The organism is Pseudoalteromonas sp. SWXJZ10B (genome assembly GCF_015864475.1).
Taxonomy (GTDB): domain Bacteria; phylum Pseudomonadota; class Gammaproteobacteria; order Enterobacterales; family Alteromonadaceae; genus Pseudoalteromonas; species Pseudoalteromonas arctica.
The window spans coordinates 70,583-86,886 of record NZ_JADYXD010000003.1; the positions used below are offsets into that span (position 1 = coordinate 70,583).

The window sequence follows — 16,304 nt, forward strand, 5'->3', positions numbered from 1 at the left end:
TATGCATCCCCTTTTAGAAAAAGCTCAGGAAATCAAACTGAAACTTAATTGGTCTCTGATTTTTGGTGTGAGCTTTTTTCTGATAGTTGTAATTGGCTTAGTGCAAATTACGACAGGTGTATCGGATTGGTTAGTTGAAAACAAAGATGCTCAAATTAAGCACCTTACAGTGCAAGGGCAGCCTAAATACACAGATGAAACGGCAATTATAAAAGCGATTAAAAAAGCCGATTTAAGTAGTTTTTTTGAACTTGATGTTAAGCATGTGCAGCAGCTAGTTCAAGACTTACCCTGGGTTGCTACCGCTTCGGTGCGTAAACAATGGCCTGATACTATACAAGTATATGTTGTTGAACATGAAGTAGTAGCACATTGGAATAGCGACTTATTGCTCAACCAAAGTGGTCAAGCATTTCAAGCCAGCAGCGATAAGTTAGATGATGACTTACCGCAGTTATACGGCCCAGAAGGCAGCGAAGAAGAAGCGTGGATTGCTTTTAAGCAATTTGATGAAATGCTAAAAGTTAACGGCTTAACGTTAACAAGTTTGGCATTGTCGGAGCGCTTTTCGTGGCAACTATGGTTAGATAACGGAATACGTTTAAATTTAGGACGTAAAGATAAAGCCAAGCGTGTACAACGTTTTATAGACGTTTATCCACGAATGGAACAACGTGCAGATGCACAAGTAGATACAATAGATTTACGGTATGATACCGGCCTTGCAGTCAGCTTTAAGCCAGTGCAAGAAGAACAATTACAAAATAAGAGTAAGGCATGACTAAGTCAGCAGAAAGAAACCTAGTAATAGGGTTAGACGTTGGCACCTCGAAAGTGGTTGCCACGGTAGGTGAAATCACCGCAGATAACAAGCTCAGCATTGTTGGTGTGGGCAGCCAAGTATCTCATGGTATGGATAAAGGCGGCGTTAACGATTTAAACTTAGTGTCTGAGTCTATTCGCCGAGCAATAGACGAAGCCGAGTTAATGGCTGATTGTCGTATTAGCTCTGTGTATTTGGGTATTTCTGGCAAGCATATACAATGTCAAAACGAAAGTGGCGTGGTGGCAATTAATAACACTGAAGTCACTGAAGAAGACATTGAAAATGTAATTCATATTGCGCGTTCTGTGCCTATTTCGGCAGAGCGTAAAATGCTGCATGCATTGCCGCAAGAATACAGTATCGACATGCAAGAGGGCATTAAAAACCCATTGGGCATGAGTGGTGTTCGTATGGAAGCGCGTGCACACATTATTACGTGCTCAAACGATATGGCAAAAAATATCGAGAAATGCGTAGAGCGCTGTGGTCTTGAAGTTGATCAGCTTATCTTTACTGCGTTGGCATCATGTTATTCAGTGCTTACGCCAGATGAAAAAGAGCTTGGTGTTGCAGTACTTGATATTGGCGGCGGTACTATGGATATCACCATTTATATTAATGGTGCGCTTCGTCACTCTGCCGTTATACCTGTGGCTGGTAACCAAGTTACTGGTGATATTGCAAAAATATTTCGTACACCTATATCACATGCAGAGTCACTCAAAGTACAATACGCATGTGCTAGTAGTCAAATGGCTAGTAGTGAAGACACGATTGAAGTACCTAGTGTAGGCGGACGACCAGCAAGACTGATGTCGCGCCATACATTATCTGAGGTGGTAGAGCCTCGTTTTAGAGAATTATTTGAGCTTGCGATGGAAGAAATTCGTCGTTCAGGCTTAGAAGACCAAATTGCGGCAGGTCTCGTTATTACAGGCGGAACTGCTAAAATGACTGGCGCGATGGAAGTGGCAGAAGACATCTTCCAAATGCCAGTAAGGATAGGCAAACCAATCGGGATGGTTGGTTTGACAGACTACGTAGATGATCCTTCGTACGCAACCGCTGTTGGTTTGTTACAATACGGGCGTACCATGCAATCGATGAATGCACAAAAGTCGAAAGCAGAGGATAACAATAATTGGTGGAACCGCATTACTAAATGGTTCCAAGGCGAGTTTTAAGACTCAAGTCGGAGAGTAAACATGTTTGATATAATGGAACAACACAGCGAAGAAGCTGTAATAAAAGTAATCGGCGTGGGCGGTGGTGGCGGTAACGCTGTTGAGCACATGGTTAAACAACAAATAGAAGGCGTGCGTTTTATAGCCGCTAATACGGATGCGCAAGCATTACGTAACTCTGCTGCCGATATTACAGTTCAGCTAGGCACGCAAATAACCTCTGGGTTGGGTGCGGGCGCAAACCCTGAAGTAGGCCGTAAGTCGGCTGAAGAAGATGCAGATACAATTCGTGCCAGCCTTGAAGGCGCCGATATGGTATTTATTGCAGCCGGTATGGGCGGCGGTACAGGTACTGGTGCAGCACCGGTAGTTGCTAAAATTGCTAAAGAACTCGGTATTTTAACCGTTGCAGTTGTAACACGTCCTTTTGATTTTGAAGGTAAAAAACGTGCAGCAGCCGCTGAACAAGGCATTAACGAATTGTCAGAAATTGTAGATTCACTTATTACAATTCCGAACAATAAATTGCTTAAAGTTTTAGGAAAAGGGACTACACTTCTAGATGCCTTCGCTAAAGCTAATGACGTATTATTTGGTGCGGTACAAGGTATAGCAGAGCTAATTACACGTTCTGGTTTAATTAACGTGGATTTCGCCGATGTTAGAACTGTAATGTCTGCAATGGGTACTGCAATGATGGGAACTGCGTCTGCGTCAGGCCCTGATCGTGCACAAGAAGCAGCAGAAGCGGCTATCTCAAGCCCACTACTAGAAGACGTTGATTTAACAGGTGCTAAAGGTATCTTAGTTAATATCACCGCAGGTATGGACATTGCGATTGAAGAATTTGAAATTGTTGGTAATCACGTTAAAGCACTTGCGTCAGAAAACGCAACGGTTGTTGTTGGTGCGGTAATCGACCCAGAAATGACTGATGAGCTACGTGTAACGGTTGTTGCAACTGGGTTAGGCGGCGATCGTCGTCCACAGTTTGGTATTGTTGATAACGGCTTTAAAAAAGCATCAGGTTCTGATGTTGCAAGCACATCAAACCAAACGAGCAGTATGTACGTACCAAGCTTTGCAAGCCAAGATACAAACACTGAAGAAAACACTGCTAAAGCGCAAACGCAAAGCAAAGAAAAAGCGCCTACAACTAGTTCAAGCAGTGCATCAAGCTCTTCAGCACAAAATAGTAAAAAAGCGGATAAATCAGAAGGTGGTGATTATTTTGATATCCCCGCTTTTTTACGTAAGCAGGCTGATTAACATTTAATAATACTTTTGTTTGAAATATGTACGAATATTGAAAGGCAAAAGGATTTATGTTAAACTCCGCCATATAACTGTAACTGATTTAAAAGTGAGCATACCTATGATTAAACAGCGTACGATTGCAGAAGTAGTCAAAGCCATAGGAATTGGACTTCATAAAGGTGAGAAGGTCACAATAACTCTCCGACCTGCGAGCGCAAATACTGGGATTGTATTTCGTCGTGTCGACCTTGATCCGGTTGTTGATTTTGAAACAACACCTGAAGCCGTTGGTGATACGCAGTTGTGTACCTGTTTAATTAACAAAGATGGTGTTCGCTTATCGACTACTGAGCATCTTATTGCAGCTGTTGCTGCAATGGGCATTGATAATCTAATTGTAGAATTAGATAGCTCAGAAGTGCCGATTATGGATGGTAGTGCATTACCATTCATATATCTGTTACAAAAAGGCGGAATTGAAGAGCAAAACGTTGCTAAACGCTTTATCCGTATTAAAGAAAAAGTACGCATTGAAGAAGGTGATAAGTGGGCTGAAGTTGAACCATATGATGGTTTTCATATCGACTTTGAGATTGCATTTAACCACCCAGCTATCAATGAAAGTCGCCAACGTATTGGGTTGGATATAACAACGCAAAGCTTTATTGAAGAAATTAGCCGTGCGCGTACTTTTGGATTTATGAAAGATATTGAATACATGCATGCAAACAACTTAGCGCTAGGTGGTAGCATGGATAGTGCTGTGGTACTTGATGAGTTCAAAGTGTTAAATCCTAACGGTTTACGTTATAGCGACGAGTTTGTTAAGCACAAGATATTAGACTGTGTTGGTGACATGTTTATGACAGGCCATAACCTTTTAGGTAAAGTAACTGCATTTAAATCGGGTCATGATTTAAATAATAAATTACTTCGTAAAATTATGGCTACAGAGTCAGCATGGGAGTGGGCAACATTTGAAACGCCTGTGACGATGCCTGCACCCGGTCTTGAGTTAGCTCCAGCCTAAAAGCAGTAAAAGAGCAGCTCGAAAAACAGTTATAAAAAATGACGCTAATTAGCGTCATTTTTTTGTGTGAAATTTAATAGCTCTATACTTTATTATAGCTCCAAAAGAGCTTGTAACTGATTTAAACTAGCTACGGTATAGGTTGGCTTTATTCCGTCGGCTAATTGCTCACCAGGGTGCTGTAACCAGCAAGTATCAATACCTGCATTGTTGCCGCCAAGTATGTCACTTGCAGCAGTATCACCCACCATAAGTATCTCGCTTTTATCTGGGTTACCCATTAGCTCAAATGTGTGCTCGAAAATCGCTTTATTCGGTTTTGCTATACCTACAAGTTCAGATATAACTAACCATTCAAACATATCTTTTAAGCCAGTATGCTCAAGGCGTACGGTTTGTAAGCGGGCAAATCCGTTAGTAATAATACCTAATCTAGCATTTGGCTTAAGTTTATTTAAAAGCTCAATAGCACCAGGTAATGGCTCGCAAATTTGCGCCATAGAATCTAAAAAAGCATCGTTTAGCTCTTTTGCTGGCACATTAAGTTTTGAAGCCCACTCATTAAAGCGTGTTACTTGTAAATAATCAGCAGTTATAGAACCGTTTTGATAATCCACCCACAGCTGCTTATTGGTTTTTTGATAATGAATATAATCGTCTTGGCTAAAATCTACGTTGTAAGCTTTAAACATGCGAGTCATGCCCGCTAAAATATCAAACCTAAATAAGGTTTCGTCTGCATCAAACAATACATAGTTGTACTTCATTAAACTTCCTAAATTAATTTGTTTGGCCGTATAGCTCAGGGTGTAAAAAAGGCGCCATAGCTAAAGTGAGTGCTTGTGTATAGGTACTTTCGCGCGTGGCATGATTGTTGGTAAGTAGACCAATAGCGCCACCTTTTTGTTTAACGTTGGTGGTATTAAATGCTTTGTCCATTACATCGCCAAGTTCTTCACCTTTAAGTAATGCATTATAAAGTACTTGGGGTAGAGGAAGGTTGCTGCTACGCCCTACAACTTGATTTAAGGCATTATCAATAACAACATAAGCAAATGTTGCAGGCCCATAGCTAAATTGCTCTGCACCGCCCTCCATGGCTACATAATAGTCAGCCTGATGGTGAGTTTTACAGTAATTCACTCGATTTTGAGCGCCAATTCGGGTTTCGTCTTCGCCAATAGGCTGATCGGGCACGTCTGAGGGAGCATTCACACCTTCACAGTCAATGATACATTCTGGAAAATACATAGTAAAAATATGTTTAGCGGCATTTATTTTTACAGGATTTTTAGAACCGACAATAATTTTTAATTGTTGTGACATGCTGATCTCACCTTGAGCAAAATCAGCAGTGTACGTGAGTTAGCTTTAACAAAAAAGAGTCGGTAATCAAATAGGTAAATCGAGTGGTGCTAGGTTTTCCAGTGCACGCTTTTTCAAAATAATATCTTTAATTAATGGAGTAAGCACAAGCTCCATAGCCAAGCCCATTTTGCCGCCTGGTACTACAAGCGTATTAATACGAGACATAAAACTGCCTTCGATCATGCGTAAATAATAAGGAAAATCAACATCATCAATACCCCTAAAGCGAATAACTACAAAGCTTTCATCAAGAGATGGAATATCTTTGGCGCTAAATGGGTTTGATGTATCAACAGTAGGCACGCGTTGAAAATTAATATGGGTACGAGAAAACTGCGGGGTAATATGATTTATATAGTCATCCATACTGCGCACAATAGAGCCCATAACCGCTTCGCGAGAATGGCCTCGTTCGGATGTATCGCGTATTAATTTTTGAATCCACTCAAGGTTAATAATTGGAACCATGCCTATTAATAAATCGACATGCTTTGCAACGTCTACATCTTGATCAACTACGCCGCCGTGTAACCCTTCATAAAACAATATATCAGTATTACTATCAAGGTCTTGCCAAGGAGTAAATGTACCCGGTAATTGATTATATGGGACGGCTTCATCAAAGGTGTGTAAGTATCGGCGTAACTTACCTTGGCCTGTTTCACTATAGTTTTCAAACAACGCTTCTAAAGCACCAAAGTCATTTGCTTCTCGGCCAAAGTAACTAATGTGTTTATTTTCTTGTTGTGCTTCACGTACTTTTTTATCCATTTCAGGGCGAGTGTAACGATGAAAGCTATCTCCTTCGATAAAAGCCGCTTCAATATTAAGGCTACGGAAAATATGTTTAATTGCATTGGTTGTGGTGGTTGTACCCGCACCAGACGAACCCGTAATCGCAATAATAGGATTTTTAGCTGACATGTTAATTCTCTTTTTTAGGACCAGGTTTTATAACCAGACTAAACTTAACATTATTTTAAGCCGTTTGGGTATCTTAAGAGTTGACTGACTTAGCTCAAGTGACGTCATCAGCAAATAACGTTATCATGAGGTGCTTAAAATTAAAACGAGAGAAAGCATGAAACTTATTAAACCATTACTTGGGATATTTTCTATAGCAGCGCTTAGCCCAATTATGGCGCAGGCTAGCATGCCAAAAAGCCAAGTATTACTTGCTGATTTAAATACACCTTTCGGGGTGCAAGTTAGTATAGTGAGTGATAAAAACAGTTATAACAACCAACCGCACTTAACAAGTACAGGTTTATACTTTACTCATGAGGTGATTGCAGGTGAGCAAAGCCAAACCGATATTGCTTATTACGATTTAACATCAAAAAAAGTTATTAATATCAGTAACTCTCCCGTAAGCGAATATTCACCAACGGTTATGCCAAGTGGTGATGCAGTATCAGCGATTGTTGTAGAGGCAGATGGTAAGCAAAAACTGTGGCAATACCCACTCAAAAGCGAAGATGCGCCAAGTCGTATTTTTGATTGGATTGAACCTGTTGGGTACCATGCATGGGGTGTTCAAAATGATTTAGTGATGTTTATTTTAGGAAAGCCTCACACTCTTCAATATACTTCTGTTGTACAAGCGAAGGGGAAAATAGCTGCCAGTAATATTGGCCGAACGCTTATTTATAACAACTCTACGGCTGCATTTTTATTTAGTTACACTAAAAACGAGCAACATATTTTAGCGAGTTTTAATCCACAAGATAAACAAGTTGAAGACCTACTAAGGTTACCTGCTCAAGTTCAAGATTTTATTTTGAAAGATGATGCAACTATCGCTTATGCTATTAAAAACCGCGTTTATCAGCGTAAACTTGATGGAAGTAATGAAGTATCGCAATGGCTTAATTTAAGCACCTACTGCGAAACAAATATAACAAGAATGAGTTACAACAATGAAAAACTCGCTTTTGTATGTGATATAACGCAGTAAAGCAGACAAATAAATTCAGATTTTATTGTGTGTATGCGTTAATCTAATACGCAAATTAACTAATAGGGATTACACGTGGCTTATAGTGCAGACGAGCTGACAGAACAGCTCATTAAATTACAGTGTAGAAGTAATTTTAAGATTAAAAATATTGCAGAGTACATGTTAGTAAACTCTAAAGAAGCATTTTATACCCACAGCGAAAGCGGTAAGGGTAAAATAGTAATTCGCCCAGCATTTGAGGTGTTTAGCGATGACTTTAGTGATATTGATGGCGTAACGCGTGCGCAAGGCTACTTTCATAGCAGCGAGATGACACGCTTTCCTACACGTATTTTTAAAAGTGCTCAGCCTATTCACTACGGTGTGGCATTTAAAATAAACTCTGAGCAAGCAGCAAAAGACTTTATTGCTAAGCTAACGATGATTATTGGTAATTAATAAAGCAAAAATATAAACGTAAAAAGCCGCTGAATTTATATTCAGCGGCTTTTGTGTTTTTATAGCTTAATAAACCTAAGGGTTACTTACTTTTTAAGAAGCTATTAACCGATTCTAGTTCACGTGTTTTAAGCGCGATACAATCGTTTGTACTTTCTTCAAGCTTACTTAATGTACGAGCGTAACCGGCTACATCAGCTACTTTTTCGTTAAAAAAGGTCTTTGTTTTAGCTAAGCTTTCTGCATTACAACTCGCCGTTGTAAAGTACGGTAAGTTAGGAATAAAGAAAGGCGGTAAGCTTGCTGTTACTTTATCGTAGTTACTGTAAACCCAGTCAATAAATAACGCTTGGCGCTCATCTGTATAACTTTGACCTGACAAAATAGTACGCATGTCAGAGGCAGTTACTTCATCCGTTAAGCTATAAGCTAATACCGCTTTTTGTAATTCAGGTTTACCAAAAAAGCCCATTGCAGCAAGCATGTTAGTGCGTACTTGTGGATCTTTCGTTGTTTTAAACGTTGTCATGAATTGATCAAGCAGCGCTTTGTCACCATGAAAAGCAGCAAGAGTTAAGTACGTACCCGCTAAGTAAGGGTCTACTTTTTGTGGATCATTTAAATAAACTTGTGTTTGTTCTTTCGCTTTATTAATGACGTTTTGATCTTCACCATCAAAACCTAAGCGTGATACCACGGCCGCACGAAGTTGTGCAATAGCTCCGTCTTCTCCCGCTTTAGCTTCTAAACCATATTTTTTAGCTGCAGGCGTTACTGCATTACGAATAAATTCAGGCCATAGGTCTTTATTGCTATCGTCTTTAAAAGTACGTTGTTGCGATACTAAGTAACCTAGCGCTGTATTTGCTACGCGAGGGTGGCTATCGCTTACGAACACTTCAAGTGTTTGCATTAACTTAGCAGCAGATATAACACCAGCGTCAAGTAGTGCATCAGTAGCCGATAACAACGCTAAGCGTTCACGGTCACTCAGTACGCTTGGCGCCTTTTTAACAAGTGCGCTAAATTGTGCGTCATCCATTACCCAGCGGTAGTAGCCTAGTGCACCCTGATCTGGATAAATCCATTCTGGCTCAAAGTCTAAGTCTAGCGTTTGGCTTTGTTTATTAAGTAATACATTTGCTGTTTTTACTTTATCGCCAGCACCATATTTAATTGCAACCGGTACATTCCATAACTGCTCTGGCGCATCAACGCCTGCATTTACAAAGCGGCTTTGTGAAATAGTTACTTTGCTACCTTGTTGAGTTACTTTAACTAGTGGGAAAGAAGACTGTTCAATAAACGATTTTAAAACACTCGCTACGTCTTGATTTGATGCTTTACCAAGTGCTTCCCATAGGTCGGCCGCTTCTGCGTTTTTATATGAAAACTCTTTTAAGTAGCTTTGAATACCTTTTTGAAATGCATCTTCGCCAATCCAGTTTTCAACCATAGCAAGTACTGAGCTGCCTTTACTGTAAGCAAGACCTAAACCGTCCATAATGTCAGCTTCGGTTTTAATTGGCTTACGAATAGGCTTGGTGCTTAGGCGTGCATCAAGTGCCATTACGTTGTTTTGTGGCAGGTCTAAGTGCGATTCAAACTCAGGGTTAAGCTGCTTAGTAATTTTTGCAGCCATCCAGCTAGCAAACGCTTCGTTTAACCATAAGTCGTTCCACCATTTCATGGTTACTAAGTTACCGTACCATTGGTGAGCAAGTTCGTGAGCAATAATTGATACATTACGTTGTTTTTTACTGCGTGTTGCGGCAGCTAAATCAACCAATAAAATATCTTCTCTGTAGGTCACTAAGCCTGAGTTTTCCATTGCGCCAAATGGAAACTCTGGTACCGCTACTGAGTCTAATTTTTTGTAAACGTAAGGGATACCAAAATACGCTTCAAGTGCGCCCAGTACTTTTGGCATATTTTCTTTTGCGTATTGGGCTAAGTGAATTTTACCTTGTGGGGTAATTACACGACCAGGAATTGGCATGCCTTTAATTTCTAATTCTTCAAACGGGCCAACAGCCATCGCTACTAGGTATGAAGGGATTGGCGGTGTTTTATCAAAAAAGTGTGTGGTCATATCGCCATTAACTGTTGTTTTAAGCTCTGGCGTATTTGAATATACTTTTTGTGATGTAGGCGCAGTAATCGTTAACTGAAATGGAATTTTGTAACTTGGCTCGTCAAAAACAGGAAATGCACGGCGTGCATCACTCATTTCAAATTGAGTAAATAAGTAAGGAGTGCCTTGGTCTAATGTTTTGTATAAACCAACACTTTGACGGTTATATGGCGCTGAAAAATCAACTTTAAGTGTGTATTTACCTGGTTGAATTTGCTCATCACAGCTAAATTTTACTTTACCTGTTTTAAGCATTTCATTGTTTAAATCACAGTTTTCATCACCAAGCAGTTGCGCCATTTTAACAGCGTAAGCTACGCCATTTAACTCAATGTATTTTGTTGGTTTTAGTACTTCTAGGGAAATCTCAGTCATCCCTGTGAATGTATCTTGGCTCGGGTCGAGTGTTAACGACACCTGTTGTGAACTTGGTTTTGCGAGTTTTTCAATAACGAATTCGTTAGCGTTTGCAGCACCCATTGCCAAAGCAACGCTCACTGTTAAGAGGCTTTTAAGAAACATAGTGATCCCTAGATTGTTGTTGTTAGAAACTACCCTAAATAGGCTTTTTTATGCTCATATAATTAGGGGGTTAGATATCCTAACAGTTTTTTTAAATAGAGTAATTGATTATAACGGTGACTTTAAGGGGAAATAGTAACAAAGTTTGTCAGTGGCTTTCGCGTGTTATAAAACGCTGCCAATGCAGGTGTGAGTTAATAATACGTATTTGTTGGACAACGGTATTTAATAAGTGGGTATCGCTAAACACATCGTGTGGATACTCGTTAAAACCCATCAAGTAATTAAAGGCATCTTTAGAGTTAGCTTGTAGGGCGTATATACGCACTTGTTGCTCAAAGTTAAGACGAAGACTGCTTATTGCTGTTTTCATACCGAGTTGATCTACGTTTGGTATATCACATTTTTGCAGATAACCGGCTCGCTCACCTTCGCCTGAAAACCAAATGCGGACTTTTTCACTGTACCTGCCAGTTTTAGCCGGTAAGTCGAACATTAATCGGTGTTGGTTTTGCGATTTGATGAACGTTATATATTCATTAAATCCAGCATTTATAAGTGCTTGATGTACAGGAACTAAGCGAGGTTTTATTTTACCGTGGGTATGAAAATTAAAGCATAAGACGTTTTTTTCAAGGGACAGATCATCAAGCGTTAAATAACCAATCTCATCGCTATAAGCACCACTATAATATGCAATTAAAGGGAGCCAAAAATGCCAGTGTTTTGGTTGCTCTCGTGCAACTTTAAAATCACCGTATATATATCCATTATAAAGAGTGTGCAGTTCCATGGCTGAAAAGGGCCGGCGACCAAGATGGGTTTTCAACGTAATACCTTGAAAATAATGATGTGTTTTATTTTATACCCAACTAGCAGTAGATGCTAGTCGGGTTTTATCCGCTTTTAGAGTAAAGCGTATAAAGTATTATTCACTCAATGCGCGAGCTAAACCTGTAGGTTCAATTTCTGCACATACTTGGTCATCATTCCAGTTAATGCCAACAAGTGCGTTATCTTCATTTAAGTCTTCAACCCATGCATCTAAAAATTCATCAAGGTTGATTTCTACTGGGCTGTAATCTTTCCACTCTTCTTTACACTGTGCTTTAGCTGCTGCTTCACTTTCCCAAAGCAGTAGTACGTCAGTTTCGTCAAATTGGTTAGAATCGCACACTACAAAGCCATTATCTTCTGCACCAAGTGCCCAAATTACTTCGCTAACACGTACTTTTTCTACGAAGTTAACTAGTTGTGATTCAATTTCGATATCGCTCATGTGTTTACCCTTTTAAATTAGTGACGAGGATTGGTGTCTATTGCTGCTTGGCGCTCGTCATATTGCTTATGAAAAGCAACAAGCGCTGAATACTGACTAAAGTCAGCTAATTCGCGAAAGCAAATCCAATCAAGCAGGCAGTATAAACTGATGTTGAGGTATTCACAGCTTTTAAATTCTTCATCGCTTAAATGGGTATTTAAAAAGCTTAATGTTTGTTCAATACGTTCGTTTTGCAGATTAAAAAATAATTTATCGCTTTTGGTGTCAAATCCAGAACGTTTACATAACACCATTTCTACTAACGAATCGTTACAAGCATTTATAGTCGTAAGTAAGTGCTCTTGAGGCCACGTTAGTTTTGGCTGACCTGTTTTTTCAAGTAAATAACGCAATATAGAATTAGAGTCACTAAGAGTTAAGTCGCCATCTACCAGTATTGGGATTTTTCGAGCTGGATTTTTACTGGCCATAGTAGGGCGATCTTGCTCAGAAAATATATCAAGACTTACAAGCTCTAGTTTGCAGCTGTTTTGTTGTGCCCAAATTCTAATGCGGCGCACGTAAGGTGAAGGTACAGAACCAATTAATTGCATAATTACTCCATAAAAAAGCCGCATAAGCGGCTTTTATCAAATGTTACTTACAGTACAGTTAAATTTATTCTGAACGGCTAGTAACTTCAAGTAAATGATAACCAAATTGAGTTTGCACAGGGCCTTGTACTTGATTAATTGGCGCAGAAAACACAACTTTATCAAACTCTGGAACCATCATACCAGGGCCAAACTCACCAAGAGCACCGCCATCCTGACCTGAAGGACAATTAGAATGTGCTTTTGCTAGTTCAGCAAAGTCTTCGCCTTGCTCAATTTTTGTTTTTAAGTCTAAGCATTGTGCTTCACTGTCTACAAGTATATGTCGTGCGCTTGCTACTGTCATAAAATCTCCCGAGTATAGTGTGGTGTTTTTTTAACCGAATTGAAATATCATTCTAGTTAGTTTCAACTAATTGTACCAGTATAAACTTATTTATCAGAAAACGCAGTTTCAATTGCAGTAATCATTTGCTCTGAATTAGGTGCCACTTTGCTGTTAAACCGTAAAACTGTTTTACGATCAGCAGACACTAAGTATTTATAAAAGTTCCAATTTGGAGAGCTAGTTTGCTCATTCAAATATTTAAAAATTGGATTTGCTTCGCTACCACGAACTTTGCTGGTGGCAAACATGGGAAAAGTTACACCATAATTTACAAAGCATACTTTCGCTGTTTCTTTTTCATTGTCTTCTTCTTGAAAAAAGTCATCAGAGGGGAACCCTAATACGACTAAACCTTGCTCTTTGTATTGTTGATATAGCGCTTCAAGGCCTTTAAATTGATATGTAAAACCACAATTACTTGCCGTGTTTACTATTAACAAAGGTTTATTTTTAAATTGGCACAAGTTAATAGATTCTTTTGAGCGAAGCTTTCGTATATCTACATTGGTAAAATCTTGGCAGTCCTGTGTAGAGGTTTTATTTATGATTGATGGTGTTTGAGCTTGAAGGGGGGCATTAATAAGTAAAGCCGTTAAACCTATTATAATTATTTTAAGCATTACATTACCTAAACTTTACGATTGTTTGATTGGATAATCATACGCTAATATGGAACAAATTGATCAACCCTCTAATGACCTATGACAATCCGTTTAGCAACTATTAATGATCTTAATGAAATTGTAGCCATTTACAACGAAACTATTGCAGGGCGAATGGTAACTGCAGATACGCAAGAAGTGAGCGTTGACGAAAAGCGTGACTGGTTTAATAGCCACAACGATAAAAGGCCTATTTACGTTTACTGCGAAAATAACCAAGTACTTGCTTGGGTAAGTTATAAATCGTTTTATGGGCGCCCAGCTTACGACGGCACAGTAGAAATGAGCATTTACATTACCAGTAAAGCGCAAGGTAAAGGGCTTGGTAAAAAGCTAATGATATTTGCTCAAACACAAGCTAAGCAATTAAATATTAAAGTATTACTCGGCTTTATTTTTAGTCATAACTTACCGAGTGTTAAATTGTTTAAGCATTTTGATTTTGCAATATGGGGTGAGTTGCCAAGCGTTGCCATAATGGATGATAAGGCGTATAGCCTTACTATTTTTGGAAAACATCTGGAATAAATTATTTTTCATAATGTTGTAATATTTTTTTACAAAATAAGACGAAGGGTTTATGCCAATTAAATAAAAATAGTCTACGCTATTATCATATTAAGTTTATTAATTTGAAGTGTAGCTTGATGATTCGAAAAATATTAATTGTTGATAGTAGCAGTGTCATCGCAATGCGTGTGAAAGTGCTTTTAGAATTAATAGGATGTGAAGTCGAATTAATTCATTTCAGCATGCTAGACATGTATACCAATATAGGCGACTACGACTTAGTTGTTGTTGCCCATGGTGTGCCTGTTGATTCTATAAAACCGCTTGTTAGCCAAATAGCGCAAGAGCGTTTTATGCTGCTTGCTCCAAAAGCACAAAGTGGTGAGCAACTAACTGCGTTTAGTGAGCTAAATCATGTTGCGCCTGACGCAACCGTGATCTACCCATTTTTTTCTAATAAAGAAATTACTTCTCTTTTAGAGAGCCTACTAGAATTAGGCTCTAATCATATTTTGCAATTACCCGCTATTTTACTCGTCGATCATGTTCCTGAGCGCCTCGAAAAAATGAAAAGCAGCTTGATTGGTGCTCATATCGAGACCCATACAGCAACCACCTCTGCAGAAGCTTTAGAAATTACGAAAGAAAAGAAAATCGATATACTGATAAGTGATTTTGTTTTAGATGACGGAACCGGTTTAGAAATTTTTTCAAACTTAAAAATAATGCAACCACATTGCCGTTGCTTATTATTTACCTCACGTCCCGATCAAGTTTCAATGATTGAAGCTATTCGTCAAGGTGTAGAAGACGTACTTATTAAGCCATTGAACGACAGCTCATTATTACAATCAATACATAAACTGTGGCAAACAGAGTTATTAAAACGCCATAACGCAGAACTTGTCGAAAGGCTACAAGATACGGTTGATGCCCTGATTGAAAAAGACAGCCTACTTCAGGTTATTTATAAGCATACGCCTGATGCAATTATGTTGTTTGAGAAATGCGGTAGAGTGATAGAAGCTAATGATGCTTGTTTAAAACTATTTAACTTACCGTTTAACGAACTAGAAGGTAAATCAGTATTTAGCTTTTTAGATGATGATTCAACGTTAGGTATTAAAAATAAAATTTCGACATTAAATAGTAATCGCCAATTTAGCTGCGACTTACGTTTATCTAAAACTGCAGGGGGCTATATACCGTTAGTGGGATCTTTTAATGAGATAGATCACCATGGTGAAATAGCACTTGCCGTAATATTTAAAAATGTAACCCACCTTAAGCAAAAAGAAGATTTACTACTTGAAGCAAAAGATATCCTTGAAGAGCAAGTAAGAGCGCGTACTTCACAGCTTGAACATGCAAAAAATATTGCTGAAGCTGCAAACTTAAGTAAATCAGAGTTTTTAGCAAACATGTCGCATGAACTTCGCACACCAATGCACTCTATTTTAAGCTTTTCGCGTTTTGGTTTAAGCAAATTAGAAACTGGAGATTTTGCAAAAGAGAAACTAATTAAATACCTATCGCGAATAGAGAGTAGTGGTGAGCGTTTACTGTCGTTACTAAATAATTTACTCGACCTATCTAAGCTTGATGTGGGTAAGTTTCCATTTAATCCTCGTCCATATAATTTAGCGAACATTATAAAAACAAGTATTGATGATGTATCTGGTACGGCAATGGAAAAAGAAATTGAGGTTGTATTCACCGCGCAGCCGCTACCTGTAATTTCGCAGTGTGATGAAGAGCAAATAAACCAGTTACTTCGAAACGTATTAGGTAATGCACTCAAATTTAGTGAACCAAAAAGTAAAATACAGATAAATTTAGAGTCAGATAGTCGATTTGCTACCATAGAGGTTACCGATAATGGGGTCGGTATACCAGAAGATGAGCTGGAACATATTTTTACTAAGTTTGTACAAAGCAGCAAAACAAATAGCGGTGCCGGTGGTACCGGATTGGGCCTTGCATTGTGTAGAGAGTTTGTGTCTTTACATCAAGGTGAGATCACTGCACGTAACAACGAAAATGGTGGTGCAACTATATCTATACAGGTGCCATTAGAAATAAATCTAGATGATCATTTGGCTGAAGATCAATTAATACAACACAGTAATTAATTGCTAGTTAGCATACCA

General features: G+C 38.9%; 17 protein-coding genes. 8 read left to right on the forward strand and 9 right to left on the reverse strand.

Annotation, left to right across the window (positions count from 1 at the left end; all coding sequences use genetic code 11):
* Window position 1 precedes the first annotated feature (1 nt).
* The 4 genes from I6F54_RS03880 (at window position 2) to lpxC (ending at window position 4,297) form a co-directional block, all read left to right on the forward strand.
* Window positions 2-781, forward strand: a complete 780-nt coding sequence (locus I6F54_RS03880) for a cell division protein FtsQ/DivIB (RefSeq protein ID WP_007582934.1) — start codon at window positions 2-4, stop codon at window positions 779-781.
* The gene (gene ftsA, locus I6F54_RS03885) at window positions 778-2,010 is read left to right on the forward strand and encodes a cell division protein FtsA (RefSeq protein WP_197118615.1); all 1,233 of its coding nucleotides are present in this window, start codon (window positions 778-780) and stop codon (window positions 2,008-2,010) included. The genes I6F54_RS03880 and ftsA overlap by 4 nt, the downstream gene beginning before the upstream one ends.
* 21 nt (window positions 2,011-2,031) lie before the next feature.
* Entirely contained in the window at window positions 2,032-3,279 is a 1,248-nt protein-coding gene (gene ftsZ / locus I6F54_RS03890; RefSeq protein ID WP_007582938.1) for a cell division protein FtsZ, read from the forward strand.
* A gap of 106 nt (window positions 3,280-3,385) precedes the next feature.
* Window positions 3,386-4,297, forward strand: a complete 912-nt coding sequence (lpxC, locus tag I6F54_RS03895; RefSeq protein WP_007582940.1) for a UDP-3-O-acyl-N-acetylglucosamine deacetylase — start codon at window positions 3,386-3,388, stop codon at window positions 4,295-4,297.
* 92 nt (window positions 4,298-4,389) lie between these two features.
* Here the strand turns inward: lpxC and yjjG are convergent, their stop codons facing one another.
* The 3 genes from yjjG to I6F54_RS03910 form a co-directional block, all read right to left on the reverse strand.
* Entirely contained in the window at window positions 4,390-5,064 is a 675-nt protein-coding gene (gene yjjG, locus I6F54_RS03900) for a pyrimidine 5'-nucleotidase (protein WP_165727676.1), read from the reverse strand.
* A gap of 13 nt (window positions 5,065-5,077) precedes the next feature.
* Window positions 5,078-5,623: an inosine/xanthosine triphosphatase gene (yjjX, locus tag I6F54_RS03905; protein ID WP_197139798.1), complete on the reverse strand. Its 546-nt coding sequence runs from the start codon at window positions 5,621-5,623 to the stop codon at window positions 5,078-5,080.
* 66 nt (window positions 5,624-5,689) lie between these two features.
* Window positions 5,690-6,589 carry a phosphoribulokinase gene (locus I6F54_RS03910; RefSeq protein ID WP_007579904.1) on the reverse strand — a complete coding sequence of 300 codons (900 nt, stop codon included), beginning with the start codon at window positions 6,587-6,589 and terminating at the stop codon, window positions 5,690-5,692.
* A 157-nt stretch (window positions 6,590-6,746) separates the two neighbouring features.
* Between I6F54_RS03910 and I6F54_RS03915 the strand changes: the two genes are divergently transcribed.
* Window positions 6,747-7,622, forward strand: coding sequence for a hypothetical protein (locus tag I6F54_RS03915; protein ID WP_197139800.1), 876 nt, complete (start codon window positions 6,747-6,749; stop codon window positions 7,620-7,622).
* A 75-nt stretch (window positions 7,623-7,697) separates the two neighbouring features.
* The gene (locus I6F54_RS03920) at window positions 7,698-8,063 is read left to right on the forward strand and encodes a hypothetical protein (RefSeq protein WP_007579906.1); all 366 of its coding nucleotides are present in this window, start codon (window positions 7,698-7,700) and stop codon (window positions 8,061-8,063) included.
* An 82-nt stretch (window positions 8,064-8,145) separates the two neighbouring features.
* Here I6F54_RS03920 and I6F54_RS03925 read toward each other — a convergent pair whose 3' ends face one another.
* The 6 genes from I6F54_RS03925 to I6F54_RS03950 form a co-directional block, all read right to left on the reverse strand.
* Window positions 8,146-10,719, reverse strand: coding sequence for a M1 family metallopeptidase (locus I6F54_RS03925; RefSeq protein WP_197139809.1), 2,574 nt, complete (start codon window positions 10,717-10,719; stop codon window positions 8,146-8,148).
* 148 nt (window positions 10,720-10,867) lie between these two features.
* A complete protein-coding gene (locus I6F54_RS03930) occupies window positions 10,868-11,548 on the reverse strand; it encodes a hypothetical protein (RefSeq protein WP_024590219.1) in 681 nt (226 codons plus the stop codon).
* 99 nt (window positions 11,549-11,647) lie between these two features.
* Window positions 11,648-11,998 carry a DUF2750 domain-containing protein gene (locus I6F54_RS03935; protein WP_007579911.1) on the reverse strand — a complete coding sequence of 117 codons (351 nt, stop codon included), beginning with the start codon at window positions 11,996-11,998 and terminating at the stop codon, window positions 11,648-11,650.
* A gap of 17 nt (window positions 11,999-12,015) precedes the next feature.
* Entirely contained in the window at window positions 12,016-12,594 is a 579-nt protein-coding gene (locus I6F54_RS03940; protein WP_197139811.1) for a glutathione S-transferase family protein, read from the reverse strand.
* A 64-nt stretch (window positions 12,595-12,658) separates the two neighbouring features.
* A complete protein-coding gene (locus tag I6F54_RS03945) occupies window positions 12,659-12,940 on the reverse strand; it encodes a peptidylprolyl isomerase (protein WP_002958009.1) in 282 nt (93 codons plus the stop codon).
* Window positions 12,941-13,026: 86 nt separating this feature from the next.
* A complete protein-coding gene (locus I6F54_RS03950; RefSeq protein WP_024590220.1) occupies window positions 13,027-13,602 on the reverse strand; it encodes a glutathione peroxidase in 576 nt (191 codons plus the stop codon).
* 81 nt (window positions 13,603-13,683) lie between these two features.
* Between I6F54_RS03950 and I6F54_RS03955 the strand changes: the two genes are divergently transcribed.
* Window positions 13,684-14,172 (forward strand): GNAT family N-acetyltransferase, encoded by a 489-nt coding sequence (locus I6F54_RS03955; RefSeq protein WP_007579917.1) that lies wholly within the window; start codon window positions 13,684-13,686, stop codon window positions 14,170-14,172.
* A 119-nt stretch (window positions 14,173-14,291) separates the two neighbouring features.
* Complete coding sequence (locus I6F54_RS03960; protein WP_197139813.1) at window positions 14,292-16,286, forward strand: hybrid sensor histidine kinase/response regulator; 1,995 nt, start codon at window positions 14,292-14,294, stop codon at window positions 16,284-16,286.
* Window positions 16,287-16,304: the final 18 nt, after the last annotated feature.